A 24411-nucleotide genomic window follows, 5' to 3' on the forward strand; every position below is an offset into this window, starting at 1 on the left:
TTGCTTATTCTTTCAAGTAGGCTTCTCTCACTTTTTTGAACAAGTTTGAGGAGTAAACAAATGCAACTACAGCTTCATTATCAGTTCTGAAAATTTCTTCTTTGCTGCCTTCCCAAGCTTTTAAACCATCTTTTAAGAACAAAATTTTCTCACCAATTTCCATAACTGAATTCATGTCATGTGTATTAATTACAGTAGTGATGTTGTATTCTTCGGTGATTTCTTTTATGAGGTTGTCAATCAAAATTGCCGTATTTGGATCTAATCCTGAGTTAGGTTCGTCACAAAACAAATATTTAGGATTGTTAACAATAGCACGAGCTATGGCAACACGTTTTTGCATTCCACCAGATATTTCAGATGGCAGTTTGTTATGAGCTTTAACCAATGCAACTCTGTCTAAAACAAAATCAACACGTTCCTTAATTTTTGCAGTATTGTCTTTGGTAAACATTCTCAAAGGGAATGCAACATTTTCGGCTACGGTCATAGAATCAAAAAGTGCACTTCCTTGAAAAACCATTCCAATTTCGGTACGCAATTCTCTTTTTTCATCAGCTTCAAGTTCAGAGTACACACGACCATCAAAACAAATTTGTCCAGTCTCGGGCGTATGAATCCCTAAAAGACTTTTCAATAAAACAGTTTTTCCAGATCCACTTTGTCCTATAATAAGGTTGGTCTTTCCTGTTTCAAAAACAGTCGATATCCCTTTTAGGATTTTATTTCCGTTAAATGATTTTTCTACGTTTTTTACTTCTATCATGACCCTAATAACAATTGTGTTAATATATAATTAATAAGTATGATACAAACAGATGTCCATACAAATGACACTGTACTTGCTTTTCCTACCTCTAGTGCTCCACCTTTCATATAATAGCCGTGAAAAGAGGGAATTGTAGCAAGTAACATAGCAAAAATTAAGGTTTTTATAAAAGCATACGTAATGTGAAACGGAATGAATTCCATTTGAGTTCCATTTATAAATTCGTCACTAGATATAAATCCGCCGTAAACACCAGCCATCCAACCGCCTAAAATACCTAAAAACATAGCAATTCCTATGACAAAAGGGTAAAGTAATAAGGCTATAATTTTTGGAAAAACAAGGTAATTTAAGGAATTTACACCCATTACCTCTAGCGCATCAATTTGTTCTGTAACACGCATTGTTCCTATACTTGATGTAATAAAGGAACCCATTTTTCCAGCCATAATAACAGATATGAAGGTAGGAGCAAACTCAAGAATCACAGATTGTCTTGTGGCAAAGCCAATAAGATATTTTGGAATTAATGGGTTTGTAAGGTTCAATGCAGTTTGAATAGCCACTACACCTCCCACGAAAAAGGAAATAAAAGCAACAATCCCAAGTGAGTCAATGACCAAGTCATCAATTTCTTTGAAGATCAATTTTTTCATTACAGACCATTTCGTCTGTTTGTTGAAAATTTCTTTAAGCATCAGGAAGTATCTTCCTATTTGCGTTATATATCGAATGAGCATCATAAGTTTACGAATATGGGCTAAATTACAAAATTGTAAGCATTTTGCGAGTCAAGTAAATTAATAGTTTCCTGCTGTAAAACTAAAACAGTTTTTCTTTCATTTTTTTCAATCGGTAATTGCGTATGAATTTTGCTTGTTCAGCAGTAACTAACAATGGAGTTTTTGATTTTTTTGCTTTCCAAAAACCGTTCATGTAATCTATAAAAAGAAGTGGTTTTTTTTTCATCATAGCTAGTTTTATCGAAGCTATCGCTGTGATGACAAAACCATAACCAAGTGTATAAAAAGCTTCGCCTTGCTTGTAACGTGCTTTTTGATTGTAGTTAGCTCCAGTTGGTTTTAAATGTTTAACGTGTAAACTTTCATCAGTGACTACTTTCCAATTGTAAAATTTACATAATAATTCATCTACAGTATCCCAACCCATGGCTGGTTTTAGTCCGCCAATTTGTTGAAAGGTTTCTTTTCTATAGGCTTTTAATGCGCCACGAATATGATCTTTGTCTGTTAAGTTTTCGAGTATCCATTCACCATTTTTTTCGATGTAGCAAAATCCACCTGCCATTCCAATTCTTTCATCGGACTGGAAATGTTTGATAATGGTTTCGAAATAATTAGCAGGAAATATTAGGTCGGCATCAATTTTTACAATTAAATCATAGTTTTTATCTAAAGTATTAAATCCTGTTTGAAAGGCTTGAATTACTTTACTTCCGGGTAAATGAACAGCATCTGAAGTTTTGTTAACCAATGAAATAAAAGGATGTTTATTGATAAATGAATTGACAACAACAGCTGTATTATCAGTAGAATTATCATTTACCACTACAATTTTAGCTGGTAAAACAGTTTGCTCCACTAAGGATTGAAGTGTCAAAGAAATCAATGCTTCTTCGTTATGTGATGGAATTACGATATAATATCTCATTAGAAAAATCTGTTTTCTTTATTCTATTATTTATTTTCTCTAACAGCGCAAACAATATAATATCTCGGGGTGAAATAGCGTAATAAAGGTCTAAAACCAATTTTTTTTACTGGATGTGTGAATTTTTCTCGAGCGGTGATTTTCCAACCCGTTTTTTCTAATAACCAATCTAATTGCCAATCTTCAAACTCATGGTAATGCCTGTCCCACATATCGGTTTTGCTGCGGTACGCTGGTGAAAACCAAAGGCGTAACGGAATAGAAATGACTAATTTATTGCAGTTTACATTTTCTAGAACAGTATATGGATTTAATAAATGCTCGAATATTTCGAAGGCAGTAAAAACAGAATAAGTTTCGGTTTGCAATGCCGTTTGGTCGTTATCTAAATCTTCTCCTTTGGTGTTTTTTACTTGGTATCCATTTTCTTCCATGATTTTAGAAAACGGATTAGGTACTCCTAAATCAAAGATGGTTTCTGATGTGGTAACGTGTTGTTTTAAAAATTCTAAGGTATGTTTGAATCTTTTATTAGGAAATGTTTTTTCGTACATGTTTTTTTGATTTTGCCACTGTGGCACGCAGGTACAAATATAGTAATAAATGTGTTTTGGGCACTGTTTTTTAGCCCGGATGGCAACGAAAATCCCGGAGATATAAAATGTAGTTTTTCAAGGGGCAAAAAGCGACTAACAGAAGCTTTATTGCCCCTTAGAAAAACAAGTTTTATAACGAGGAATTGCAGTGTACAGCCGGATTAGCTTCATGTACTCATGCAATTGTTGTAGTTAATATCTATAAATAAAGGCATTGATGTTCATTCCTGCACCTACAGAGGCAAAGAGAAGGATGTCCCCTTTTTGAATGGATTGATTTTCTATTTGACCGCGAATTAACAAATCAAAAAGAGTCGGTACGGTTGCAACGCTGCTGTTTCCTAATTCATGAATGCTCATGGGCATGATGTCCTTAGGTACAGTTTTGTCAAATAATTTATAGAAGCGGTGAATAATGGCTTCGTCCATTTTTTCGTTGGCTTGGTGAATCAAGATTTTTTTCACGTCGTCAATGCCTATTCCACTGGCATCAAGACAGTTTTTCATAGCCAAGGGAACATTGTTTAAAGCAAATTCATAGATTTTTCGACCGTACATTTTGATGTAGCGGGTATCTGGATCTAAATCAAGATTGTATGATTTGCCAAAAAACAAATAGTGCGACTCGTCAATGGAGTATGTGGCACTTTCATAGGCTAACATTCCAGTTTCATCATCCGAAGCTTCGATAATGGCAGCACCAGCTCCGTCTGAATAGATCATGGAATCTCTGTCATGAACGTCAACAACCCTTGAAAGTGTTTCGGAACCGACTACTAAACATCTTTTTGCCATTCCAGATTTGATGAATGCATTTGCTTGTAAAACGCCTTCAATCCAGCCTGGGCATCCAAAAAGGATGTCGTAAGCAACACATTTTGGATTCTTTATTTGCAGTTTATTTTTCACACGTGTGGCTAAGCTAGGTAGCATATCCGATTGGTTTGTGCCATATTTCACATCACCAAAATTGTGTGCAAAAATGATATAATCAATGGTTTCTGGATCGATTGATGCGTTTGCTATTGCTTTTTCACAAGCAAAAAAGGCTAAGTCTGATGAATTGAGATGATCTTCGGCATAGCGTCTGTGTTCTATCCCGGTAATGCCTTTAAATTTTTTAATAACAACTTGGTTAGGATAGCCAAAAGGAGTTCCATCTTCATTCAAAAATACATGTTCGCCAAAGTCAGTATTGCTTACTTTTTTCTCAGGAATATAGCTTCCTATTCCAGCTATTTTTATTTTCATTGTGTTAATTTTCCAAATTTGAGGCTAATTTAATCAATATTAATTTAGAACACTCACAAAATTTACTATGCGTGCATATAATTATGAAATAATAGATAATTGGCAAAAAAAATGATAATTCAATTGCAAATCAAGAAAATCGTTGAGATAATTATTTTGTAATTCTAGCAATTCGTAAACTTGCCTTTTATAGATTTATTAGTATCTTAAATGCCATAATGTGATTGCTTCTTTGTTATGGCTTTTTTGATGATAATAGTAATGGGGAATTACTTTCCTGATGTGTATGCAAAAAAATGAGCCACTATTAAGTGGCTCATTAGATATTATTTAATATTTAATTTTTCTAAATGTATATTTATTTCTTTTAATTTCTTGTCATATTCTAGTAATAAAACATTTCCAACTTTTGCGGGTAAAACTCTAAAATCAGAATTGTTTTTATCATTTGTTAGATATATTTTATCTTCGGATAATTGTCCATTATCATAAATGATAGTTTTAAAAGCACTTTTGTTTTTTTCTCCTTTTAATCTTTCGTAATCTATAAAACAAGCGTAGAAACGATCATTTTTTTTGTCTAGTTGAGTATATTCATAATCAAATGCGCCATATGCTTTTAATGCGTGTGCGTTTAATTGAGGGCTTCCAAAATCAGATAAGCTTGGAGCTCTTGATTTTCCTTTTTCAAATTCTTGAATTCCTGTAAGTTTGAAATCAGAATTGAACTTAAATACCACAGAATTTGTAATGGTTAGTTGTGTAACACTTGCGCCACCGCCGCCACCGCCTAATATAGACAATGTTGTTAATGCTATTCCTCCAGCACTTGCAGTTCTTTTATAGAATTCTCCAATGGCATAGTACTCATTGTTCTTTGTTCTGGCAATATTGTGGAAATAGATATAGCCTTTATCTTCAATATAATTCCCACTTACTTTTGCCATTTTAGCAACATCTTCTTTCCAGCTAGTGAAATTTTCTTTTAAAGTTTTTCCTGATAAGTTGATAACCTCAGTAAAAAGGCCTAAACTTTTATCATCAACAATATTATCACCTTCTTTAAAATATTCCCCCATTAGAACAACATTGTTGTCATTGTCAAGGAATGCATTATTGATCAGTCTTGGTTTACTGTTTTTATTATATTCTTTTTCGCATAATAAAAGTCCTGTATTCACATCAATAATTTTTGTCTTTAAAGTGATTTTTCTAGACAAAAGACTTGATTTTGATGATTCTAAAGCGACAATTACTTTATCATTTACTTCAATAGGATTTATTGACAACATTTCTTTTGAATCACTAGGAGAATTATATTCCCATGATTTTCCACCATCAGTTGGGTAGTATTTTAAAGAATATCCTATTTTTTTATTGTCTTCAAACTTGTTGAAAATGAATCCTTTATTTTCTACAGGAAATAGAATGTTAAAATCACCTGTTTGCTGCATGTATTGGATATAACGAATTTCTTTGCTTTCTAAAGGAATGTCAATAGTTGGTAATTGGTTAACTTTTTTATCGTAGCTAACTAGACTGATTTTTTTTTCTGTAAAATTAGCCATTACAAACATTATTCCTTGATTGTTAAAGCTACTTTTCATCAAAAAAGTTTTTTTATTATCAATGTATGTTTTCTTAGCAACTTCTACTAGATTTTTATCTAAAACTTGAATTGCAAACTCACGGTCGCCTTTTTTTAGTTTATCCAATTCATAAAAGAAATAATAACCATCAACATCTTTCTCTTTGTTAAGTATTGCTCCTGAATTCTTCACTATAAAGGTATTGACTTTGTCGATTTTTTTTTCTTGTGCAAAAGTCAAATTTGCCACAAAGGAGATTAAAAGTAAAGTAGAGATTCTTTTCATAATTGGTTTGTATTTAAAGTGTATTAATTTTTATTTAAAGTCTTGAAAAAAGTATAAGCATCTTGGAATTCAGTATCATCTTTGGATATCAATTCATTTTTTTGACAAAAATAATAACCTATTTTTCTAAGGTCTTTTAGTTCAAGATTGTTTAGAAATAGCCGTATTTCATTAATGTATTTTTCTTCTGAAAAAGAGTTTACTGGGCCAACATATTTTCCGAAAACATGTTTTTCTTTTAAGATGTAGACTTTTTTCAATAAGTAAGCAACATAACTATTAAAGGTTTTTCTATCCAATTCATTTTTTTTATGAAGAGATAATAATTGGTACAAAGCAAAGTCTAGTTTAGAATCGTCAAAAAAAGTTATAATACTATTTTCAGATGTTTTTTTCTGCACTAAATCTATTTCGTTTTTAGTTGCATTTGTTGAAGTGATAGTATGATTTTGAATTAAGTTTTCAATACGAAGTGGAATGTTTGGATGTGTTTTTAATGAATCTTTATCAACTTCTAAATCATTTGAACTTTCATTAGTATCAAACATTTTTTCTTCTTTTTCAATCCAAACTTCTTTAAATGGATATTCTTCAAAGTTGAAATTTTGCTTTAAATCGGTTAGATTATTAAAAATTATCCCGTCAGTCAAATCTAGTTTTTTTAGAATGTTTATGGAAGCCTGCTTGTTGTATTTAGTATTATTAAACATTATAAAACCAAGTGAGTCAGCTTGTGTCTCTGCACTTCTGCTTCGTTTCATAAAATTAAATTTTAAATCCTTTAATAATAAAGTTACAGCAGACCTTCGACCATATTTTTTATTGGAGGCGGTATTTAGTTGTTGTTTGAAGTCCTTAGAGTTGAATGTTTCGAGATGCTCTATAAGTGCTTTGTCATTATGTTTTAAGATGTAATGTGCTAATTCATGACAAATAATAAATGCCATTTCATCATTATTTTCAATAAGTGAAAATAGGCCTAAATTGATAGAGAATATACCGTTTCCATAACATCCAGCATTAGGTATTAAGGATTTGTTAATCAGAAAATAAAAATCTTTTGAATCAATTTGTGGATTAGATTGGTATACTTCGACAAGTATTTTTTTAAGAAATCCATTGATGGTTTTGTCAAAAATAAATGTGCTGTCTTTTATATCTTTTAAGAAAGATACTTTACGATCTGAAAGTATTTCTTTTGCCTTTTTTTGTTGAATAGAGCTGAACTCGTTTATTTTATTATTCGTTATTTTAGTAATGTAATTTTCCAGTGAATCAATTCTTTCAGGGTAATATTTAAATCCAGAATTCTGGGCTTGACATGTTCCAAAATAGGATAGCAATAAAAATAATAATAGGTTTGTTTTCAAAATCTAGTTGTAAGAATTATTTTCCAATACAATAGTAATAAAAATACCCCGATATATCGAGGTATTTTTATTATTTATATATTATTAGAAAATTAACTTTCCATGTACGCTTCAATTGGAGCGCAAGAGCATACTAGGTTTCTATCACCGTAAGCTTCATCAGCACGACGTACAGTTGGCCAAAATTTATTATCGGCAATGTATTCTAATGGGAATGCAGCTTGCTCACGTGTATAAGGATAAATCCAAGTGTCAGAAGTTACCATTGTCAATGTGTGCGGTGCATTTTTCAATACATTGTTTGGATTCTCCAATGTTGCTGCTTCAATTTCTTTACGAATAGAAATCATAGCATCACAAAAACGATCTAGTTCTTCTAAGTTTTCACTTTCAGTAGGTTCAATCATAAGTGTTCCTGCAACTGGGAACGAAACAGTAGGAGCATGGAAACCATAATCCATCAAACGTTTTGCAATATCAGTTACTTCAATTCCTTTTTCTTTAAACGGACGACACTCTAAAATCATTTCGTGTGCAGCGCGTCCCATTTCTCCAGAATATAACGTGTCAAAATGACCGTTTAGCTTTTCTTTAATGTAGTTTGCATTTAAAATAGCGTACTCAGTAGATTTTTTCAAGCCTTCAGCACCTAGCATGCAAATGTATCCGTACGAAATCAAGCAAACCAACGCAGAACCCCAAGGAGCAGCAGATATTGCTGTAATTGCATTTTCGCCACCTGTAGGTATTATTGGATTTGTAGGTAAAAATGGAACCAATTGTGGTGCAACGCAAATAGGACCTACACCAGGACCACCACCACCGTGAGGTATTGCAAACGTTTTGTGTAAATTTAAGTGGCAAACATCAGCACCAATGGTTGCAGGATTTGTCAATCCTACTTGTGCATTCATGTTAGCACCATCCATATATACTTGTCCACCATTATCGTGAATCAATTGGGTAATTTCTTTAATAGCACTTTCAAAAACACCATGCGTTGAAGGATAAGTAACCATCAAGCAAGACAGATTATCTTTATGAAGAATGGCTTTTTCACGTAAATCATCAATATCGATATTTCCGTTCTCAAGAGTTTTAGTAACTACTACTTTCATTCCCGCCATAGCTGCAGAAGCTGGGTTGGTACCGTGGGCTGATGATGGAATTAAAGCAATATTACGGTGGTGATCACCGCGAGATTGGTGGTAGGCACGAATAACCATTAAACCTGCATATTCTCCTTGAGCACCAGAATTTGGTTGCAATGTAGTTCCTGCAAATCCAGTTACTACATTAAGTTGTTGCTCTAGTTTAGCTAGCATTTCTTGGTATCCTTTTGCTTGATCTAATGGTGCAAACGGGTGAATGTTGTTCCATTGTGCCATACTTAAAGGCAACATTTCAGAGGCTGCATTCAATTTCATCGTGCAAGATCCTAATGAAATCATGGAATGGTTTAACGCTAAATCTTTACGCTCTAACATTTTAATGTAACGCATCAAAGCCGTTTCTGAATGGTGTTTATTGAAAACATCATGTGTTAAAAACGTAGATGTTCTTTCTAATTGAGACGGAATTTGATTTTCGGTTGCTAATTCTGAAATTGTTGTAGCTGGTTTTCCAGTAGCTTCAGCAAATATAGAAACGATGGTATTCAAATCAGCAATGCTAGTTGTTTCGTTTAAAGAAATTGAAACAGTATTTTCGTCAGCATAAAAGAAATTTACTTCTTTTGATTCTGCTATTTCTTTAATTTTTTGAGCGTTAGTTTTGATAACGATAGTGTCAAAAAACGAAGTGTTGGTTTGGTACAAGCCCAGTTTTTCTATTTCGTTTGCCAATGTTACTGCCGAAGCATGAACTTTATCAGCTATGTATTGTAATCCTTTTGGACCATGATAAACAGCGTACATTCCTGCCATCACAGACAATAATACTTGAGCAGTACAAATATTTGATGTTGCCTTGTCACGTTTTATATGTTGTTCTCTCGTTTGCAAAGCCATACGTAAAGCACGATTTCCGTCAGTATCAACAGTTACACCGATAATACGACCAGGCATGCTGCGTTTGTATTCTTCTTTAGTTGCAAAGTAAGCAGCGTGCGGTCCGCCGTATCCTAACGGAATTCCAAAACGTTGTGTAGTTCCTAGTACAACATCGGCTCCCATTTCTCCCGGTGGAGTCAGTTTTACCAAACTCAATATATCAGCAGCAACTGCAACTTTAATTTCATTTAGTTTTGCCTTAGCAATAAAACCAGCATAATCATTTACTTGACCAAATTTCCCTGGATATTGTAAAATTGCACCATAGAAATCTTTTGAGAAATCAAAATCTTCATGGTTTCCTACCACAAGCTCAACGCCAATAGGAGTAGAACGAGTTTGCAATACCGATAGGGTTTGTGGTAAAATTTCTTCAGAAACGAAGAATTTGTTGATGTTGTTTTTCTTTTGGTCACGAGAGCGAACGTCGAATAAAAGCGCCATTGCCTCGGCTGCAGCTGTACTTTCATCAAGTAAAGATGCGTTTGCAATTTCCATTCCCGTAAGTTCAATTACTGTAGTTTGGAAATTTAAAATAGCTTCTAAACGACCTTGAGCAATCTCTGCTTGGTAAGGTGTGTATGCCGTATACCATCCTGGATTTTCAAAGATATTTCTTTGAATAACCGCAGGAATAATAGCAGCGTTGTATCCTAAACCTATATATGATTTGAATACTTTATTTTTGTTTCCTAAGTTAAAAATGTGGTTTGCAAACTCGTACTCTGTCATGGCAGGTTCTAAGTCCAAATCAGCTTTTAATCGGATGTCACTCGGAATGGTTTCATCAATCAATTGATCTAGTGAGTCGGCACCAATTGTTTTTAACATGTGCGTTAAATCATTCTCTCTAGGTCCAATGTGTCTTAAAGCAAAAGCGTCTGTTTTCATTGTATGTCTAATGGGTTGTGTGTTTCTTAATTTAAGGCTGTAAAATTAAATATTAATATGCTATAAATAACCTTTTTTAAGTTGATTTTCTATGAATTTTTCAACTAAAAGCCTTTCTTATTAACACATTGATTAATTTTGTCTAATGCGATATTTTAAAAATATTTTTGAATTTTACATCAATAGCAGTATTCACGTGGCATTATCTTGTTTTGCGCTGGTTCATCTCACGTATATTATGTTCCACATTTCTTATAACACTAGCGTAGCTTTCTTCACTTTTTTTGGAACCATAGTGGGTTATAATTTTGTAAAATATGATGCTTTAGTTAGGAGAAGATCAGTGAAATTTAGTGCTCAACTTCAGTGGATTGCCTTTATTAGTTTTCTATCACTAATTGCCACGGGCTATTATTTTTTTCAATTAGAAAGGGTCACACAAATTATTGGTTCTGTTTTTCTAATCATCGTTTTGCTCTATACATTGCCTTTTTTTCCGAATAAGAAAAATGCCCGAAACTGGGCTGGAATTAAAATTTATATTGTGGCTTTATGTTGGGTAGGAGTGACGCTTTTTTTACCCATCATTAACAATAATGCAGAAGTCACAAGTTTTGTTTTTTTAGTCGCAATACAACGATATATCATGATTTTCGTTTTGATTTTAATTTTTGAAATAGTTGATTTAAAATTAGATGATCCAAATTTGAAAACCGTTCCGCAACAAATAGGTGTGCAACGTACCAAGCAAATAGGCGTTGTATTGATGGTTTTGTTTGTACTGTTAGAATTTTTATCAAATGATATTAGAATCGAATTTTTAGCTTTAAAAACAGGATTGGCAATCACTACCATCTTATTTTTAGTATATGCTAATGAGAATCGTTCGCGCTATTACGCTTCTTTTTGGGTGGAAAGTATCCCTGTTTTTTGGTGGTTATTTTTGATGTTTTTCAGCTAGTGTTTTGATAAAAGAATTCCTTTCAGAAATGAACGAGCTTAAATGGTTTTTTAATAATAACAGGTCAAACAGTTTTCCAAAAATACCATACGGTGTCTCATATTGGATTTTATCTTCCATGATAACAAATCCTTTTTTTTGAATAAAAGTATGCTGGTGTTTGAAGGATTTAAACTTGCCTTCAAGCATTTCATCCACAAAGTACGTTGGATTTTCCATTGCTGAAATTAAGCTTTTGTGTGTTAAGTAAACACCAAAATGCTTTCCACGCCAGGTTACGGTTTCGTTTAAATTTATTAAACCTGAAGTTACTCCATCAATAGCGGTTTCATTTGATTTCGCAGTGGATTGTTGATGAACATCTATGTTTCTGGATAAATCAAAAATGAGTTCAATTGGTGCGTTTATTCTAGTGGATAATTGTATGGTTGTCATTTCTTGGTTAAGTTTTTAAATGTTTTTTCTAAAGTTTCATATTCAAATGTAAAACCATTTTCCTGTAATCTTCTCGGAATTACATTGCGACTTTTTAAAACTAATTCTGTTTCTGTTCTGATGAAAAACGATCCAATTTCTAGCAATAGTTTATTTGTCGGTATGCCAAATGGAACGCCAATTATACAACGAAGAGTTTTCATAAAATCATAATTTCGGACTGGATTTGGAGAAACAATATTTACAACTCCTACTAGCTCTTTTTCGACAACAAATTTAATGGCTCTTGCAAAATCTTTTTCGTGAATCCAGCTTATAAATTGATTTCCTTTTCCTTGTTTTCCGCCAAGTCCAAATTGCGCAAGCATTTTTATCGGAACAAAAGCGCCTCCATTTTTTCCTAAAACTATCGAAGTTCGTATAGCAGTTTTCAAAGTTTTTGGAGTTTCAGTTTCAAAAAAAACTTTCTCCCAACTTTTTGCAATATTCATGGAAAAATCATCGCCAGTTTCACCAGTAACTTCATCCATTTGTTTATCTAATGAAAATCTATAAATTGTTGATGTTGATGAATTCAACCAGTTTTTTGGTGGATTTTTACAATTTAAAACCGCTTCATTCAATATTTTTGTGCTGTCAATTCTAGAATCGTAAATCTCTTTTTTGTTGGCTGCGGTATATCTGCAATCGACAGATTTTCCTGCAAGATTTATTAAAACGGAAGCGTTTTCTAGTTCATTCTCCCAACCAGAAAGCCTTTTGGCATCCCAATTTACATATTTTACTGAATCAATACTTTTAGATTTTCCTCGAGTTAGAATTACGATTTCATCAAATTTATCTTTAAAATGTGATACTAAAACTTGGCCTAAAAACCCCGTTCCTGCTGCAATGATTAGCTTTTTCATTAGTTTAATTTAAGATGATTGTTAAAGCAATTATTCGATAAATAACCCAAGTTATTGATAAATAAAAAGGCAATTCCAATAATTTGATTCTTCGTGAATGTTCTACAAACATTAGTAAAACTGTTATTCCAAACCAACCTAAGGTTAATGATTCTGAGATATTAAAAATTAAATTCAGAATCAACATCGGAAGTAATAATAAAGAACCCATTAACGACACCGTCATTAAGTTTCCAATGTAATTCAAGATTATTTTCTTGTCAAATTTCATCAAAAATAAACTTTGAAAAACTATTTGACCAAATGCAAGAATAAGTTCTCTCGCAATGGTTGATTTCGGCAAAATGGTTATAGAATTTGAAAATTTATACAGGACAATTGTTGTTATTGTCGTTGCAAACAAAATGTACAAAATTCGATACTGATAATTAAAATCAGGAATACACTGCAACTTTATTTCTTTTTTAATCTTACTCGGAATGATTACTTTTCGATTATAAGAAATGAAGGAATATAATTTTTTCAGAAAAAACTTTATTGGTTTTAGATTTCCGATTGTCTCCATCCACGGAAATGAAAATCCGATTACTTTTAGCAAACTGTCAATTCCATAAATTACAGTTTTGTTTTCGTTATCAACTAATGCGATTTCGTTTGATGCGCGTTGGACATCAATAAAGTTTTGTTCCTCATCTGATAATTGACAATATGGTTTTTTACCATTTTCGTCCAACATTCCAGCTTTTATAAATCCAGAAGTATACACGCGACAAAGCGGACAATCTTCATCATATAATAAGGTTTGGTTAGTTAAGGTTTTCATCGTATCGTTTTTTTACCTTCAATCGTTATTTTTGAACCAATTGCAAGAAATTCAGAGGTAGGTTTTAGGTCTTGTAAAAATTTAAAATTCTTGCCGTAAATACTCTCAAAATCGACATCAATTTTGGATTCAATTACTTGTAATTGTTCCCATCTTGGGTGCGAAACAGCATATTCAATTGATTTATCGTTATTGTAGTTGGTGTACCCAAAATAATGCTCAGAAATAAACTCGGCTTCTGAATTTAGTTCAATCGGAATCGGATTTTTTCCAGTAATCATGGAGATGGAATTCCATTTTGCATCCTTGAACCATTCGTATTGAAAAGATTTAGAAGTTTCGTTTTCAGTTCTTGAATGACGCATTTTCAAGGTTTGGTAATGTTCGTTGTATAAAGTATTTGCTACTATCGTAATAGCATGCTTCGGAACAATTTCTTTAACGAAAACTACGCCACGTTTCCAAATGCCATCTTCATATCTTTTTACATAAAAGCGTAAATTGACTTCCTCAAAATTGACATGAAACGGAACTTTAATTCCTAATACTTTCACGTTTTCAAACATAAATCCGATTAAACTAATATAGCATTTGCCGTTCCATACATCGAGTTCAGTTCCTTTTGGGACATAATTTTCTAAAATTTTTGGATCGATTTCGTAATTGAACATCGCTAAATCATTCCATTCTGCGGTTAAGAAGCTCATAATTTTTAGTTTTTGTGGATAATAAGTGAAAGGTAAAAAGCTAATGCAACTGGTAATGCAAAAAGTAAAAATATCAGTTTATCTGAATAATGATAATTTACGTTGATAAACCACAAGCCAAAAAATAATAAAACGATACCCAAATAAATTTGTAAGTGCTTGTTTCTAGGTTCTTGTACTAACAAATACAGAGAAATTAGTACTTGAATAAAACCAGTAACCATAGTTGATAATAGTGCAATTATTAACAAGTTTTCATTTAAAACTGCAAAGACACCTATTATGAAAGGCAATGCAATTGCGAAAGTATTTATCTTTTTTATCGTTTTCATATTGGTTTTATTTTTAAACTTTCAGAAAAAAATGAAAGTTTTGATTAAATTTTTTTACTCTATTTCATTATTTTTACAACCAATTTTGCCAACCAATTGTCTTTGTATTCCGTCATTTTGTCCAAGACATTATCTGCTTTTAGAACAAAATCATACAATTTAGTGGTTTGATCTACAAAATGTTTTTCTTCTGGAGTATTGTCTGATGTTATGGAGGAAACTTCTTTTAAAACCTTTAACGCAGGTTTGATTTCGCGTTTGCTTCTTTCTCTTGAAATTTTCACAGCCAATTCGTCTAAGTCTTTTTCAGCGGTGAAAAATTCGCGTCGTTCGCCCGCTTTGTATTCTTTGTAAACAATTCCCCAATCCATCAAAGCACGTAAATTCATAGATGCATTGCCGCGCGAAATTTGTAATTCCTCCATAATGTCTTCCATCGAAACGGCTTCGTGTGAAACCATCAAAAGCGCATGAATTTGGGCCATGGTTTTGTTAATTCCCCATTGACTGCCTAATGCACCCCAAGTTTGAACGAATTTATTTTTTGCTTCTTTGAATTTCATTTGTGGATTTTATTGTTTTTCAAACGGTCAAATGCAAATCGCATAAATGCTCATTGTCATAGTGTAAAGATAAATAATGTTTTCGAACTTTCAATAAAAAATGAAAGTTTATTTTCTTTTTTGGCGTTCCCTTTCAGGTCGGGCTTTTCGTTGCAAGTCCTCGTTTCGTCGTTCCTCCTTACTGTGAGCTTTTCACTGTAATCCCTAACGCAAATCCCATTAAAAAAGTCGAGATATTGCTACCTCGACTTGCTTTTATAACTTACTATGTGTTTTAATATTGATCTATAGCAATCCAGCACGTTTCAATAACGCATCTGCCTTTGGTTCTTGACCTCTGAATTTTTTATACAATTCCATTGGTAATTCGGTTCCACCTTTAGAAAGGACGTTGTCTTTGAATTTTGTGGCAACTTCTTTATTGAAAATTCCTTTTTCCTGAAAATAAGCAAAGGCATCCGCATCTAAAACTTCAGCCCATTTGTAACTGTAATATCCTGAAGAATATCCACCTTGAAAAATATGTGAAAACGAGGTGCTCATGCAATTCTCAGCAACATCAGGATATAAACTTGTGCCTGCCATTGCTTGTTTTTCAAAAGCTTTTACATCTTCAATTATTTGAGATTTGCCGTGATAGGTCATATCTAAAAGTCCAAAACTGATCTGTCTTACTGTTGCCATTCCTTCTAAGAAACTCGCACTTTCTTTTATTTTTTCTACGTATTCTTGAGGGATAACTTCCCCCGATTCATAATGTTTTGCAAACAATGCCAATGCTTCCGGTTCGTAGCACCAGTTTTCCATTACTTGGCTTGGCAATTCTACAAAATCCCAATAAACCGAAGTTCCAGACAAACTCGGATAAGTCGTATTGGCTAACATGCCGTGTAAGGCGTGACCAAATTCATGGAATAAGGTAGTTACTTCATTGAAAGTTAATAAAGATGGTTTAGTCTCTGTTGGCGGTGTAAAATTACAAACGATAGAAACGTGTGGTCTTTCATTGATTCCATTTTTTATAGCTTGCGATTTATATGATGTCATCCACGCGCCATTTCGTTTTCCTTTTCTTGGAAAAAAATCAGCATAGAAAACAGCAACTAATTGTCCTTCGGAATCCAACACTTCAAAAGTCTGAACATCTTCATGATATTTGTCAATATCAAAAACTTCTTTAAAAGTAATTCCGAATAGTTTTTCAGCAATAGTGAAAGCTCCATTTAAAACATTTTCCAATTTGAAATAAGGTTTTAAAATCTCATCATCAAAGTTGAATAATTTTTGTTTCAATTTTTCAGAATAATAAGCTCCATCCCATTTTTCTAATTGATCAATTCCGTCTATTTCTTTTGCGAAAGCGGTTAATTGAGTAAATTCTTTTTGAGCAGCAGGTTTTGCTTTTTCTAATAAATCATTCAAAAACGAAAGTACTTTTTCAGGATTTTGAGCCATTCGTTCTTCCAAAACAAAGTTAGAATGCGATTTGTATCCCAATAAATTAGCACGTTTATGACGTAGTTCAACAATACGTTTTACGTTCTCTTTATTGTCGAATTCGTTGTCTTGAAATGATTTTTTTCCGGCAGCAATGGCAATTTCTTTTCGTAATTCGCGATTGTCAACATACGTTACAAAAGGCAAGTAACTCGGGAAATCAAGAGTAAAAACCCATCCTTCGAGTTCTTTTGATTTAGCCAAACTTGCGGCCATTTCTTTGGCGCCATCAGGTAAGCCTTTTAAATCAACCTCGTTAGTAATATGCAATTGATAATTATTGGTTTCGGCCAAAACATTTTCGCCATACGTCAATTTAATTTTGGCCAGTTCGGTATCAATTTCGCGTAATTTTAATTTGTCTTCTTCATTCAATAAGGCTCCATTTCTAGAAAATCCTTTGAATTTTTTGTCTAATAAAGTAGCTTGTTCCGTAGTTAATATCAACGAATCTTTTTGATCATAAACGGATTTAACTCTTTTGAACAAATCTTCGTTTAAGGCAATATCATTACTAAATTCAGTCAACAACGGAGAAACCTCTTGAGCGATTTTTTGCATTTCGTCATTAGTTTCAGCTGAATTCAAATTGAAGAAAATCGAAGATAATCTATCCAATTGTTCACCTGCAAAATCTAAAGCAACAATCGTGTTTTCAAACGTTGGAGCATCAGAATTTGTAATGATGGCATCAATTTCAGCTTTTGCAGCAGCGATGTTTTCGATAAAAGAAGGTTTGTAATCTTCTAGTTTTATTCCTGAAAATGGTGCTGTATTGTGTTTGGTGTTGAATGTTGAGGTAAGTGTTTTCATAATTTTATTTGAAGGGACAAGTCGGGACTTGTCCTTACGTTTTAAAGTTTTAAATTTTCTAAATCTTGGTACTTATTCCAAAATCGGAGTAAATCGATGGTATCAGAATTTATTCTATAGTAAAGTGTTATTTGTTTCGTAACTACAACTTTGTTTACGCTTTTGTAATTTGTAGAAATAAATTCAATGTTGTTCTGTAATAATAAGGCAATTGAGTAATCTACTTTGTCTATAAAATTTACAACATCTTGAAATGACCATTCAGCTTCAAGATAATCAATGTTTTGCCAATAGTCTTTTTTAGCTTGTGGCGACCAAATAACGATCACTATTTGAAATATTTTGAATAGCGATTTCTGGTTTCCTCCATGACCATATCATGAGCAATCCCTTCCTTGTTTTCTAAAGAAAAAATGGCTTCATCGAAGGCTGTCTTTTGTTTTTCGGTTAAAGTAGATTTAGATTGAATCAAATGAATAATTTCTTCAATCAATTTTGGGTTTTCAATATCCAAAATAACTTTGGCTAACTCAATTTTTGAAGTGTGAATATTCATAGTTTTCTTTTTAATAAAGATAATTATTTTTTCAATTCAGATGCTGCTTTGTCAACGGCTTGTTTTAATCCTTCTTTATAAAAAATGATTTTGTCTAACACACATTGATCGTGACTTCCAATGATTTGTGCGGCAAGGATTCCTGCATTTTTGGCTCCATTAAGCGCAACTGTTGCTACAGGAACGCCACCAGGCATTTGAAGTATTGACAAAACCGAATCCCAACCGTCAATAGAATTACTCGATTTTACCGGAACGCCAATAACAGGAAGTGGCGACATAGAAGCAACCATTCCGGGTAAATGCGCTGCGCCTCCAGCACCAGCAATAATTACTGAGATACCGCGATTGTGTGCATTTTTACTAAAATCAAATAATTTTTCAGGTGTTCTATGTGCCGAAACGATATCAACTTCAGTTTCGATGTCAAATCCTTTTAATATGTCGATGGCTTCTTGCATTACTGGCATATCCGAAATGCTTCCCATTATTATTGCTACTTTGCTCATGTTTTAGTTTAATGTTGTTTATATGTTTTCTTCCATTCTTTAAATCCAAGAGTGTCTTTCCTAATTTCTTTTGTCCATTTTTTTCCGAACGTTTTATAAAGATAATCAAAAACTATAAAATTATAATTTTCAGAACAATGTGAACTTATACAACCCTCTTCAAAATAATGAATATCATATTTTTCTTCAAAATTTCCATCGTTATAAAATCTAACTGGAGCAATTCCACTTTGAAGGAAAAGAAAAATTGATTTATTATTTATATCTTTTTTAACCAAAGAATTTATGTTTTCACAATTAGTTTCCAATGTAACTGTAGAAATATTACTTTCTTTATACGCTTCTTCAAAAGATTTTGTTTGACAAAAGCTTAAGTTGAATATAAATATGAAAAAAAGATATTTCATTTATTTTTTAATGAACATTAAACACTAATCACTCTAATACTATTCTTAACTTCTTCCGCAATTCTTCTCGCTTCAATCATGTTTTCATTTACAATTGTAACATGGCCCATTTTCCGGAAAGGTCTTGTTTCTCTTTTGCCGTAAATGTGAGGTGTAACGCCATCAATTGCCATTATTTTTTCAATGTTTTCATAAACTACTGGACCCGAAAAACCTTCTTCGCCAACCAAATTTACCATAATTCCGGCAACTTTACTATCCGTATTTCCTAAAGGTAAGTCTAAAATGGCGCGTAAATGATTTTCAAATTGAGAGGTGTAACTTGCTTCAATAGAATAATGCCCGGAATTGTGTGGTCTTGGAGCGACTTCATTGACTAAAATTTCATCGTCTTCGGTTTGAAACATTTCTACAGCTAATAATCCAACGTGATCAAACGCTTCAGAAACTTTTAATGCTATTTCGATTGCTTTTTGGGCAACTCTCGAATCAATACGGGCGGGACAAATTACATATTCTACTTGATTGGCTTCGGGATGGAATTCCATTTCAACCACAGGATAGGTTTTTACTTCGCCCGAAGCAGAGCGAACAACAATAACTGCCAACTCATTTTTGAACGGAATCATTTGTTCAGCGATGCATTCAACATCTGGTAATTTTACTAAGTCTATTGCTGAACGGCACACTTTTACACCGTTTCCATCATAGCCAAATTGAGCACATTTCCATACAAAAGGAAATTCTAATTCGTCTTTTTCTAATGATTTTCTCAAATCATTTAAATCTACAAAACGTTGATGAGGTGAAGTTGGAATGTTATTTTCTACATAAAAATCTTTTTGACGACCTTTATTCTGAATCATTCGCAATGTTTTTGGCGATGGAAATATTGGTAAACCTTCCGATTCTAGTGCGTCTAAAGCATCTAAGTTTACATTTTCAATTTCAATAGTTAATAGATTTGCCATCTTTCCAAATTGATAAACGGTATCATAATCCATTAAACTTCCTTGGTAAAAAGCATTGCAACTGTATCTTGCAGGTGATTCTTCATTTGGTTCTAAAACCAAGGTTTGTATGTCAAACTTTCGGGTATCGGTCAATAGCATTTTGCCTAATTGTCCGCCTCCTAGAATTCCTAATTTAAAATCAGATGAAAAGTAGTTCATTGTGTTGTTGTTTTATTTCTTTAAAAATAACGTGTTGCGGTTATTTGTAAGTTGTAGTTGTATGTCCTGCAAAGATACTTGTTAATGGTCAAACCGAAAAATACTAAGCAATTTTCTTCATGATTTCTCTAGCAACTGCTTTGTAAGCAGATGAATATTTAGTGTAATCATCAGTTAGTATTCTGGCCAGATTAGCATGGATTTCTGTATTTTTTTTACCCATTTGGTAAAGTGTTCTTATGGCATAAGCCTTTGTGGCTACTTTTCCGTTAGGATCTATGAGCCAGTCATAGCTGCTTTCTATCAAGAATTTTTCTTGTTTTTCATTAAGGGAAGCATGTAGTGATAGAAACATGCAAATTTTTGATATGGATCTCAAGGCACTGTAGTTTGTATATAAAGGTAAGGTCTCGCAAAATTGATCTAAATAATTAAAAAGTAGATGCAAGTCTTTTTCTAAAATCATTTCTAAGATCCAACAAGCTTTGTGATGATTTTTGTCTGATGTTGAAAGAACAATTTTAAAAAAATCTGGCATCAAGTCTGGATTGCTCAAAATGTATTGAGAATTTTCGGCTTTACTAGCTACATGAGCCGTGCTTTCTTGTATTTTTTGATACAATTCTTGATTTACCATAAAAGATTTTTTTTAATTTTAAAGTATGGCTATTCTTGTAACAATTATTCTAAGATGTAAAGTGAGAAATTGCTATCTTTGCCCATTATTTTAAATACAAAAATAATGATACAACTTCACGATAAACAATTTGTTCCATTTATTTCGGCAAAAGAAATTGATTTTGCTATAGCTAAAATGGTATCACAAGTTGAGGCAGATTTTGCTGATGAAACGCCTATTTTTGTAGGAGTGCTTAACGGTGCTTTTATGGTAGTAGCTGATTTTGTAAAACAATATAAAAAACCATGTGAGGTTTCGTTTATAAAAATGGCTTCGTATGAGGGTACTTCAACAACGCATGAGGTAAAGCAATTGATAGGAATTAATCAAGATTTTACTGGTAGATCTGTTGTTATTATTGAGGATATAGTAGATACAGGAAATACTTTGGTTGAACTAAAAGAATTGTTTAAAAAACAAAATGTGAAACATTTTAAAATTGCCACACTTTTTTTTAAGCCTGAAGCATACCAGAAAGACATCAAAATTGATTACATCGGAATTCGAATTCCTAATAAATTTATTGTAGGATACGGTTTAGATTATGACGGACTTGGAAGAAACTTACCTGAAGTATATAAATTAAAAGAATAACTACAAAACAACATGATTAATATCGTTTTATTTGGCAAACCAGGAGCTGGAAAAGGAACTCAAGCTGAGTTTTTAAAAGAAAAATACAAGTTAACTCACATTTCAACAGGTGATGTTTTTAGATTTAATTTAAAAAATGATACGGAGTTAGGCAAACAAGCTCGTGTTTATATGGATGCAGGAGATCTTGTGCCTGATGAATTAACTACTAAAATGCTAATTGATGAAGTAAATAAACATCCAGATACAAACGGTGTTTTATTTGACGGGTATCCAAGAACACTTTCTCAAGCAGAAGCATTAGATGTTTTTTTAGAATCTATTGGGTCAAAAGTTGCAGCTACAGTAGCGCTAGAGGCTGACGATGAGATTTTAATTCAGCGTTTACTTGAAAGAGGAAAAACAAGCGGTAGAGTTGATGATCAAGACGAAGAAAAAATCAGAAATAGATACCAAGAGTACAATGAAAAAACCGCTCCTTTGATGGATTTTTATAAAAATCAAAACAAGTTTTTTATAGTAGACGGGATTGGTTCCATTGCTGAAATTACGGAAAGAGTAAGTGCAGTTATTGATAATTTATAATTTATAATTTCAAATACGCAGAACAAGAGATATAAACGAATCCATTAAAAAATTGGAAATACTAATAATATTTTTTCTGATATTACTAAACGGAGTGTTCTCAATGTCAGAAATAGCATTGATTTCAGCTCGAAAAAACCGATTAGAGACAGCAGCAAAAAAAGGCAATAAAAGCGCTAAAATAGCATTGGACCTTGCAAATTCTCCCAATAAATTTTTATCAACGGTACAAATAGGTATCACTCTGATTGGGATTTTAACGGGTATTTACAGTGGTGATAAGATTACTCAAGATGTAGAAATTTTTGTAAGTGGTTTTGAATTTTTAAAACCCTATGCACAGCCAGTTGCAGTAGGTTTAGTTGTGGTAGTATTGACTTTTTTCTCTTTGGTTTTAGGAGAATTGTTACCCAAACGAATAGGTCTGAATCATCCAGAAGGGATTGCTAAGGCAGTTGCTTTGCCAATGAAAATGGTATCAATTGTGACAGCTCCTTTTATTTGGCTTCTTACTACTTCTACAGATTTTTTATTAGATGTTTTGCAAATTAAACCAACAGCTGATGGAAAAGTAACCGAGGAAGAAATAAAAGCTATCATTAAGGAGGGAACTGAGGGCGGAGAAGTTCAAGAAATTGAACAAGATATTGTGGAGCGTGTTTTTCATATTGGTGACCGAAAAATCAATTCTTTAATGACACATCGCAAGTCGGTTGTTTTTTTACCACTTCATGCAGATAAGGAAAAGGTAAGAGAGTTTATGCTCAAGGAATTACACTCTATCTATCCTGTTTTTAATGAAAATTACGATGATATAGTAGGTGTTGTGAACCTTAAAAATATTTTTGCTCATTTTGAAAATGACGAATTCAATTTAGCATCAATCATGACTGAAGCTCCTTTTATGATGGAGCAGACTACTGCTTATGTGGCGTTAGAAAATTTCAAGAAATCAGGTATTCATTATGCATTTGTATCTGATGAATATGGTGTTTTTCAAGGGGTAATAACATTGAATGATATCCTTGAAGCATTGGTAGGTGATGCTTCTGATTTTTATAAGGATGATTTTCAATTGATAGAAAGAGAAGATGGTTCTTGGCTTGTAGATGGCCATTATTCGTTACATGACTTCTTGACTTATTTTGAATTAGACGAATTAATAAATGATTATGAAGTAACTACGCTAAGTGGTTTAATAATGACTGAACTGTCGCACATACCCAAACAAGGTGAGAAATTGATTTGGCAAAAATTTGAATTGGAGGTTATCGATATGGATGGTGTGAAGATTGATAAAGTAATGGTGAAAGCCTTAAAAGATTAAAATAGTTTTACGCTAGTTAGTTTATTACTATCTAAACTAGAATTGAAACTGAATACTAAAAAAAATGACTGAGGGAAATTTTGTAGATTACGTTAAAATATATGTTTCATCTGGAAAAGGTGGAAAAGGATCTACGCACTTGCATAGAGAAAAGTTCATACAATATGGTGGGCCAGATGGTGGTGATGGAGGAAGAGGTGGACATGTTTATCTAGTAGGTAATAAAGCATTATGGACGCTGTTTCATCTCAAATTTGCAAGACATATCAAAGCAGGTAATGGTGGAGATGGAAGTGGGGATAGGAGTACTGGAGCTGATGGAGATGATAAATACATAGAGGTGCCACTTGGTACTGTTGTAAAAGATAAGGAAACAGGAGAAATTTTATTTGAAATTACCGAAGAGGGAGAAAAACAGATACTTTCTCGCGGTGGAAAAGGAGGTTTAGGAAACTGGCATTTTAGAAGCTCAACCAATCAAACGCCACGATACTCTCAACCGGGTTTACCAGGAGTAGAAATGGATGTTATTTTGGAATTGAAGGTGCTTGCTGATGTAGGTTTAGTTGGTTTTCCTAATGCAGGTAAGTCAACTTTATTATCTGTTTTAACTTCGGCTAAGCCAAAAATTGCGGATTATCCTTTTACAACTTTAAAACCTAATTTAGGAATTGTGGCGTACAGAGATTTTCAATCTTTTGTTATTGCTGATATTCCTGGAATTATTGAAGGAGCTGCTGAGGGAAAAGGTTTAGGGCATTATTTTTTAAGACATATTGAGCGCAACTCTACATTGTTATTTTTAGTTCCTGTTGATACACCAGATATCAAGGGAGAATATGATATTCTTGTGAATGAGTTGACCAAGTACAACCCAGAAATGCTAGATAAAGAGCGTTTATTAGTGATTTCTAAATGCGACATGTTAGATGATGAGTTGAAAGCAGAACTGAAAACAGAATTAGATGAGTCTTTCAAAGATATTCCATACATGTTTATATCTTCTGTAGCGCAACAAGGGCTTACAGAATTAAAAGACAAATTGTGGAAAATGTTGAACGACTAATTTT

At 33.0% G+C, this 24411-nt stretch carries 26 protein-coding genes; 5 read left to right on the forward strand and 21 right to left on the reverse strand.

Going from position 1 to position 24411, the window contains the following annotated elements; translation table 11 throughout:
• Positions 1–4: 4 nt before the first annotated feature.
• From K5V07_RS02910 to gcvP, 8 genes are all read right to left on the reverse strand, one after another.
• Complete coding sequence (locus K5V07_RS02910) at positions 5–766, reverse strand: ABC transporter ATP-binding protein (protein ID WP_086453469.1); 762 nt, start codon at positions 764–766, stop codon at positions 5–7.
• Positions 763–1512, reverse strand: coding sequence for an ABC transporter permease (locus tag K5V07_RS02915; protein ID WP_086453470.1), 750 nt, complete (start codon positions 1510–1512; stop codon positions 763–765). The genes K5V07_RS02910 and K5V07_RS02915 overlap by 4 nt, the downstream gene beginning before the upstream one ends.
• Positions 1513–1591: 79 nt before the next feature.
• Positions 1592–2440, reverse strand: coding sequence for a glycosyltransferase family 2 protein (locus K5V07_RS02920; RefSeq protein WP_221916329.1), 849 nt, complete (start codon positions 2438–2440; stop codon positions 1592–1594).
• Positions 2441–2466: 26 nt separating this feature from the next.
• Positions 2467–2994, reverse strand: a complete 528-nt coding sequence (locus K5V07_RS02925) for a methyltransferase (RefSeq protein WP_086453472.1) — start codon at positions 2992–2994, stop codon at positions 2467–2469.
• 234 nt (positions 2995–3228) lie between these two features.
• Complete coding sequence (locus K5V07_RS02930) at positions 3229–4287, reverse strand: 3-oxoacyl-ACP synthase III family protein (RefSeq protein ID WP_144893973.1); 1059 nt, start codon at positions 4285–4287, stop codon at positions 3229–3231.
• A gap of 326 nt (positions 4288–4613) precedes the next feature.
• Positions 4614–6161, reverse strand: a complete 1548-nt coding sequence (locus K5V07_RS02935) for a DUF6770 family protein (protein WP_221916331.1) — start codon at positions 6159–6161, stop codon at positions 4614–4616.
• 23 nt (positions 6162–6184) lie between these two features.
• A complete protein-coding gene (locus K5V07_RS02940) occupies positions 6185–7531 on the reverse strand; it encodes a M48 family metalloprotease (protein WP_221916333.1) in 1347 nt (448 codons plus the stop codon).
• Positions 7532–7623: 92 nt separating this feature from the next.
• Complete coding sequence (gcvP, locus tag K5V07_RS02945; RefSeq protein WP_221916335.1) at positions 7624–10473, reverse strand: aminomethyl-transferring glycine dehydrogenase; 2850 nt, start codon at positions 10471–10473, stop codon at positions 7624–7626.
• A gap of 145 nt (positions 10474–10618) precedes the next feature.
• On the opposite strand from gcvP, the gene K5V07_RS02950 reads away from it, so the two are divergent.
• Positions 10619–11434, forward strand: coding sequence for a hypothetical protein (locus K5V07_RS02950; RefSeq protein ID WP_221916336.1), 816 nt, complete (start codon positions 10619–10621; stop codon positions 11432–11434).
• On the opposite strand, the gene K5V07_RS02955 is transcribed toward K5V07_RS02950, so the two are convergent.
• The 13 genes from K5V07_RS02955 to K5V07_RS03015 form a co-directional block, all read right to left on the reverse strand.
• Entirely contained in the window at positions 11411–11869 is a 459-nt protein-coding gene (locus tag K5V07_RS02955; RefSeq protein ID WP_221916337.1) for an SRPBCC family protein, read from the reverse strand. The genes K5V07_RS02950 and K5V07_RS02955 overlap by 24 nt on opposite strands.
• Positions 11866–12777: a TIGR01777 family oxidoreductase gene (locus tag K5V07_RS02960; RefSeq protein ID WP_221916338.1), complete on the reverse strand. Its 912-nt coding sequence runs from the start codon at positions 12775–12777 to the stop codon at positions 11866–11868. The genes K5V07_RS02955 and K5V07_RS02960 overlap by 4 nt, the downstream gene beginning before the upstream one ends.
• Positions 12778–12781: 4 nt before the next feature.
• On the reverse strand, positions 12782–13600 hold the full coding sequence (locus K5V07_RS02965; protein ID WP_221916339.1) for a hypothetical protein: 819 nt from the start codon (positions 13598–13600) through the stop codon (positions 12782–12784).
• The gene (locus K5V07_RS02970) at positions 13597–14307 is read right to left on the reverse strand and encodes a YqjF family protein (RefSeq protein WP_221916340.1); all 711 of its coding nucleotides are present in this window, start codon (positions 14305–14307) and stop codon (positions 13597–13599) included. Before K5V07_RS02970 ends, K5V07_RS02965 begins: the two co-directional genes overlap by 4 nt.
• A 5-nt stretch (positions 14308–14312) precedes the next feature.
• Positions 14313–14639 carry a hypothetical protein gene (locus K5V07_RS02975; protein WP_221916341.1) on the reverse strand — a complete coding sequence of 109 codons (327 nt, stop codon included), beginning with the start codon at positions 14637–14639 and terminating at the stop codon, positions 14313–14315.
• A gap of 59 nt (positions 14640–14698) precedes the next feature.
• A complete protein-coding gene (locus tag K5V07_RS02980; protein WP_086453480.1) occupies positions 14699–15202 on the reverse strand; it encodes a GbsR/MarR family transcriptional regulator in 504 nt (167 codons plus the stop codon).
• A 285-nt stretch (positions 15203–15487) separates the two neighbouring features.
• Positions 15488–17512: a M3 family metallopeptidase gene (locus K5V07_RS02985; RefSeq protein WP_221916343.1), complete on the reverse strand. Its 2025-nt coding sequence runs from the start codon at positions 17510–17512 to the stop codon at positions 15488–15490.
• Positions 17513–17553: 41 nt separating this feature from the next.
• Complete coding sequence (locus K5V07_RS02990; protein WP_221916344.1) at positions 17554–17841, reverse strand: type II toxin-antitoxin system RelE/ParE family toxin; 288 nt, start codon at positions 17839–17841, stop codon at positions 17554–17556.
• Positions 17841–18068, reverse strand: coding sequence for a hypothetical protein (locus tag K5V07_RS02995; RefSeq protein ID WP_221916345.1), 228 nt, complete (start codon positions 18066–18068; stop codon positions 17841–17843). The genes K5V07_RS02990 and K5V07_RS02995 overlap by 1 nt, the downstream gene beginning before the upstream one ends.
• Positions 18069–18091: 23 nt before the next feature.
• Complete coding sequence (gene purE / locus K5V07_RS03000) at positions 18092–18577, reverse strand: 5-(carboxyamino)imidazole ribonucleotide mutase (RefSeq protein ID WP_221916346.1); 486 nt, start codon at positions 18575–18577, stop codon at positions 18092–18094.
• A gap of 8 nt (positions 18578–18585) precedes the next feature.
• Complete coding sequence (locus tag K5V07_RS03005) at positions 18586–18984, reverse strand: hypothetical protein (protein WP_221916347.1); 399 nt, start codon at positions 18982–18984, stop codon at positions 18586–18588.
• A 17-nt stretch (positions 18985–19001) separates the two neighbouring features.
• Positions 19002–20156, reverse strand: coding sequence for a 5-(carboxyamino)imidazole ribonucleotide synthase (locus tag K5V07_RS03010; protein WP_221916348.1), 1155 nt, complete (start codon positions 20154–20156; stop codon positions 19002–19004).
• Positions 20157–20259: 103 nt separating this feature from the next.
• The gene (locus K5V07_RS03015) at positions 20260–20793 is read right to left on the reverse strand and encodes a hypothetical protein (protein ID WP_221916349.1); all 534 of its coding nucleotides are present in this window, start codon (positions 20791–20793) and stop codon (positions 20260–20262) included.
• A 105-nt stretch (positions 20794–20898) separates the two neighbouring features.
• On the opposite strand from K5V07_RS03015, the gene hpt reads away from it, so the two are divergent.
• The 4 genes from hpt to obgE all read left to right on the forward strand — a co-directional run bounded on the left by hpt (position 20899) and on the right by obgE (position 24407).
• Positions 20899–21429: a hypoxanthine phosphoribosyltransferase gene (gene hpt / locus K5V07_RS03020; RefSeq protein ID WP_221916350.1), complete on the forward strand. Its 531-nt coding sequence runs from the start codon at positions 20899–20901 to the stop codon at positions 21427–21429.
• Positions 21430–21441: 12 nt separating this feature from the next.
• Complete coding sequence (locus tag K5V07_RS03025; protein WP_221916351.1) at positions 21442–22014, forward strand: adenylate kinase; 573 nt, start codon at positions 21442–21444, stop codon at positions 22012–22014.
• Between the two features lie 52 nt (positions 22015–22066).
• A complete protein-coding gene (locus K5V07_RS03030) occupies positions 22067–23341 on the forward strand; it encodes a hemolysin family protein (RefSeq protein ID WP_182648468.1) in 1275 nt (424 codons plus the stop codon).
• 64 nt (positions 23342–23405) lie between these two features.
• Entirely contained in the window at positions 23406–24407 is a 1002-nt protein-coding gene (gene obgE / locus K5V07_RS03035) for a GTPase ObgE (RefSeq protein ID WP_221916352.1), read from the forward strand.
• The last annotated feature ends 4 nt before the right edge of the window (positions 24408–24411 follow it).

Source organism: Flavobacterium sp. CHNK8, assembly GCF_019774515.1.
Classification (GTDB): Bacteria; Bacteroidota; Bacteroidia; order Flavobacteriales; family Flavobacteriaceae; genus Flavobacterium; species Flavobacterium tiangeerense.

What these genes read in the sequence shown, in the direction of transcription:
- K5V07_RS02910 (WP_086453469.1), bottom strand. Translation starts at nt 766, where the DNA reads ATGATAGAAGTAAAAAACGTAGAAAAATCATTTAACGGAAATAAAATC.
- K5V07_RS02915 (WP_086453470.1), bottom strand. Translation starts at nt 1,512, where the DNA reads ATGATGCTCATTCGATATATAACGCAAATAGGAAGATACTTCCTGATG.
- K5V07_RS02920 (WP_221916329.1), bottom strand. Translation starts at nt 2,440, where the DNA reads ATGAGATATTATATCGTAATTCCATCACATAACGAAGAAGCATTGATT.
- K5V07_RS02925 (WP_086453472.1), bottom strand. Translation starts at nt 2,994, where the DNA reads ATGTACGAAAAAACATTTCCTAATAAAAGATTCAAACATACCTTAGAA.
- K5V07_RS02930 (WP_144893973.1), bottom strand. Translation starts at nt 4,287, where the DNA reads ATGAAAATAAAAATAGCTGGAATAGGAAGCTATATTCCTGAGAAAAAA.
- K5V07_RS02935 (WP_221916331.1), bottom strand. Translation starts at nt 6,161, where the DNA reads ATGAAAAGAATCTCTACTTTACTTTTAATCTCCTTTGTGGCAAATTTG.
- gcvP (WP_221916335.1), bottom strand. Translation starts at nt 10,473, where the DNA reads ATGAAAACAGACGCTTTTGCTTTAAGACACATTGGACCTAGAGAGAAT.
- K5V07_RS02950 (WP_221916336.1), top strand. Translation starts at nt 10,619, where the DNA reads ATGCGATATTTTAAAAATATTTTTGAATTTTACATCAATAGCAGTATT.
- K5V07_RS02955 (WP_221916337.1), bottom strand. Translation starts at nt 11,869, where the DNA reads ATGACAACCATACAATTATCCACTAGAATAAACGCACCAATTGAACTC.
- K5V07_RS02960 (WP_221916338.1), bottom strand. Translation starts at nt 12,777, where the DNA reads ATGAAAAAGCTAATCATTGCAGCAGGAACGGGGTTTTTAGGCCAAGTT.
- K5V07_RS02965 (WP_221916339.1), bottom strand. Translation starts at nt 13,600, where the DNA reads ATGAAAACCTTAACTAACCAAACCTTATTATATGATGAAGATTGTCCG.
- K5V07_RS02970 (WP_221916340.1), bottom strand. Translation starts at nt 14,307, where the DNA reads ATGAGCTTCTTAACCGCAGAATGGAATGATTTAGCGATGTTCAATTAC.
- K5V07_RS02975 (WP_221916341.1), bottom strand. Translation starts at nt 14,639, where the DNA reads ATGAAAACGATAAAAAAGATAAATACTTTCGCAATTGCATTGCCTTTC.
- K5V07_RS02980 (WP_086453480.1), bottom strand. Translation starts at nt 15,202, where the DNA reads ATGAAATTCAAAGAAGCAAAAAATAAATTCGTTCAAACTTGGGGTGCA.
- K5V07_RS02985 (WP_221916343.1), bottom strand. Translation starts at nt 17,512, where the DNA reads ATGAAAACACTTACCTCAACATTCAACACCAAACACAATACAGCACCA.
- K5V07_RS02995 (WP_221916345.1), bottom strand. Translation starts at nt 18,068, where the DNA reads ATGAATATTCACACTTCAAAAATTGAGTTAGCCAAAGTTATTTTGGAT.
- purE (WP_221916346.1), bottom strand. Translation starts at nt 18,577, where the DNA reads ATGAGCAAAGTAGCAATAATAATGGGAAGCATTTCGGATATGCCAGTA.
- K5V07_RS03005 (WP_221916347.1), bottom strand. Translation starts at nt 18,984, where the DNA reads ATGAAATATCTTTTTTTCATATTTATATTCAACTTAAGCTTTTGTCAA.
- K5V07_RS03010 (WP_221916348.1), bottom strand. Translation starts at nt 20,156, where the DNA reads ATGAACTACTTTTCATCTGATTTTAAATTAGGAATTCTAGGAGGCGGA.
- K5V07_RS03015 (WP_221916349.1), bottom strand. Translation starts at nt 20,793, where the DNA reads ATGGTAAATCAAGAATTGTATCAAAAAATACAAGAAAGCACGGCTCAT.
- hpt (WP_221916350.1), top strand. Translation starts at nt 20,899, where the DNA reads ATGATACAACTTCACGATAAACAATTTGTTCCATTTATTTCGGCAAAA.
- K5V07_RS03025 (WP_221916351.1), top strand. Translation starts at nt 21,442, where the DNA reads ATGATTAATATCGTTTTATTTGGCAAACCAGGAGCTGGAAAAGGAACT.
- obgE (WP_221916352.1), top strand. Translation starts at nt 23,406, where the DNA reads ATGACTGAGGGAAATTTTGTAGATTACGTTAAAATATATGTTTCATCT.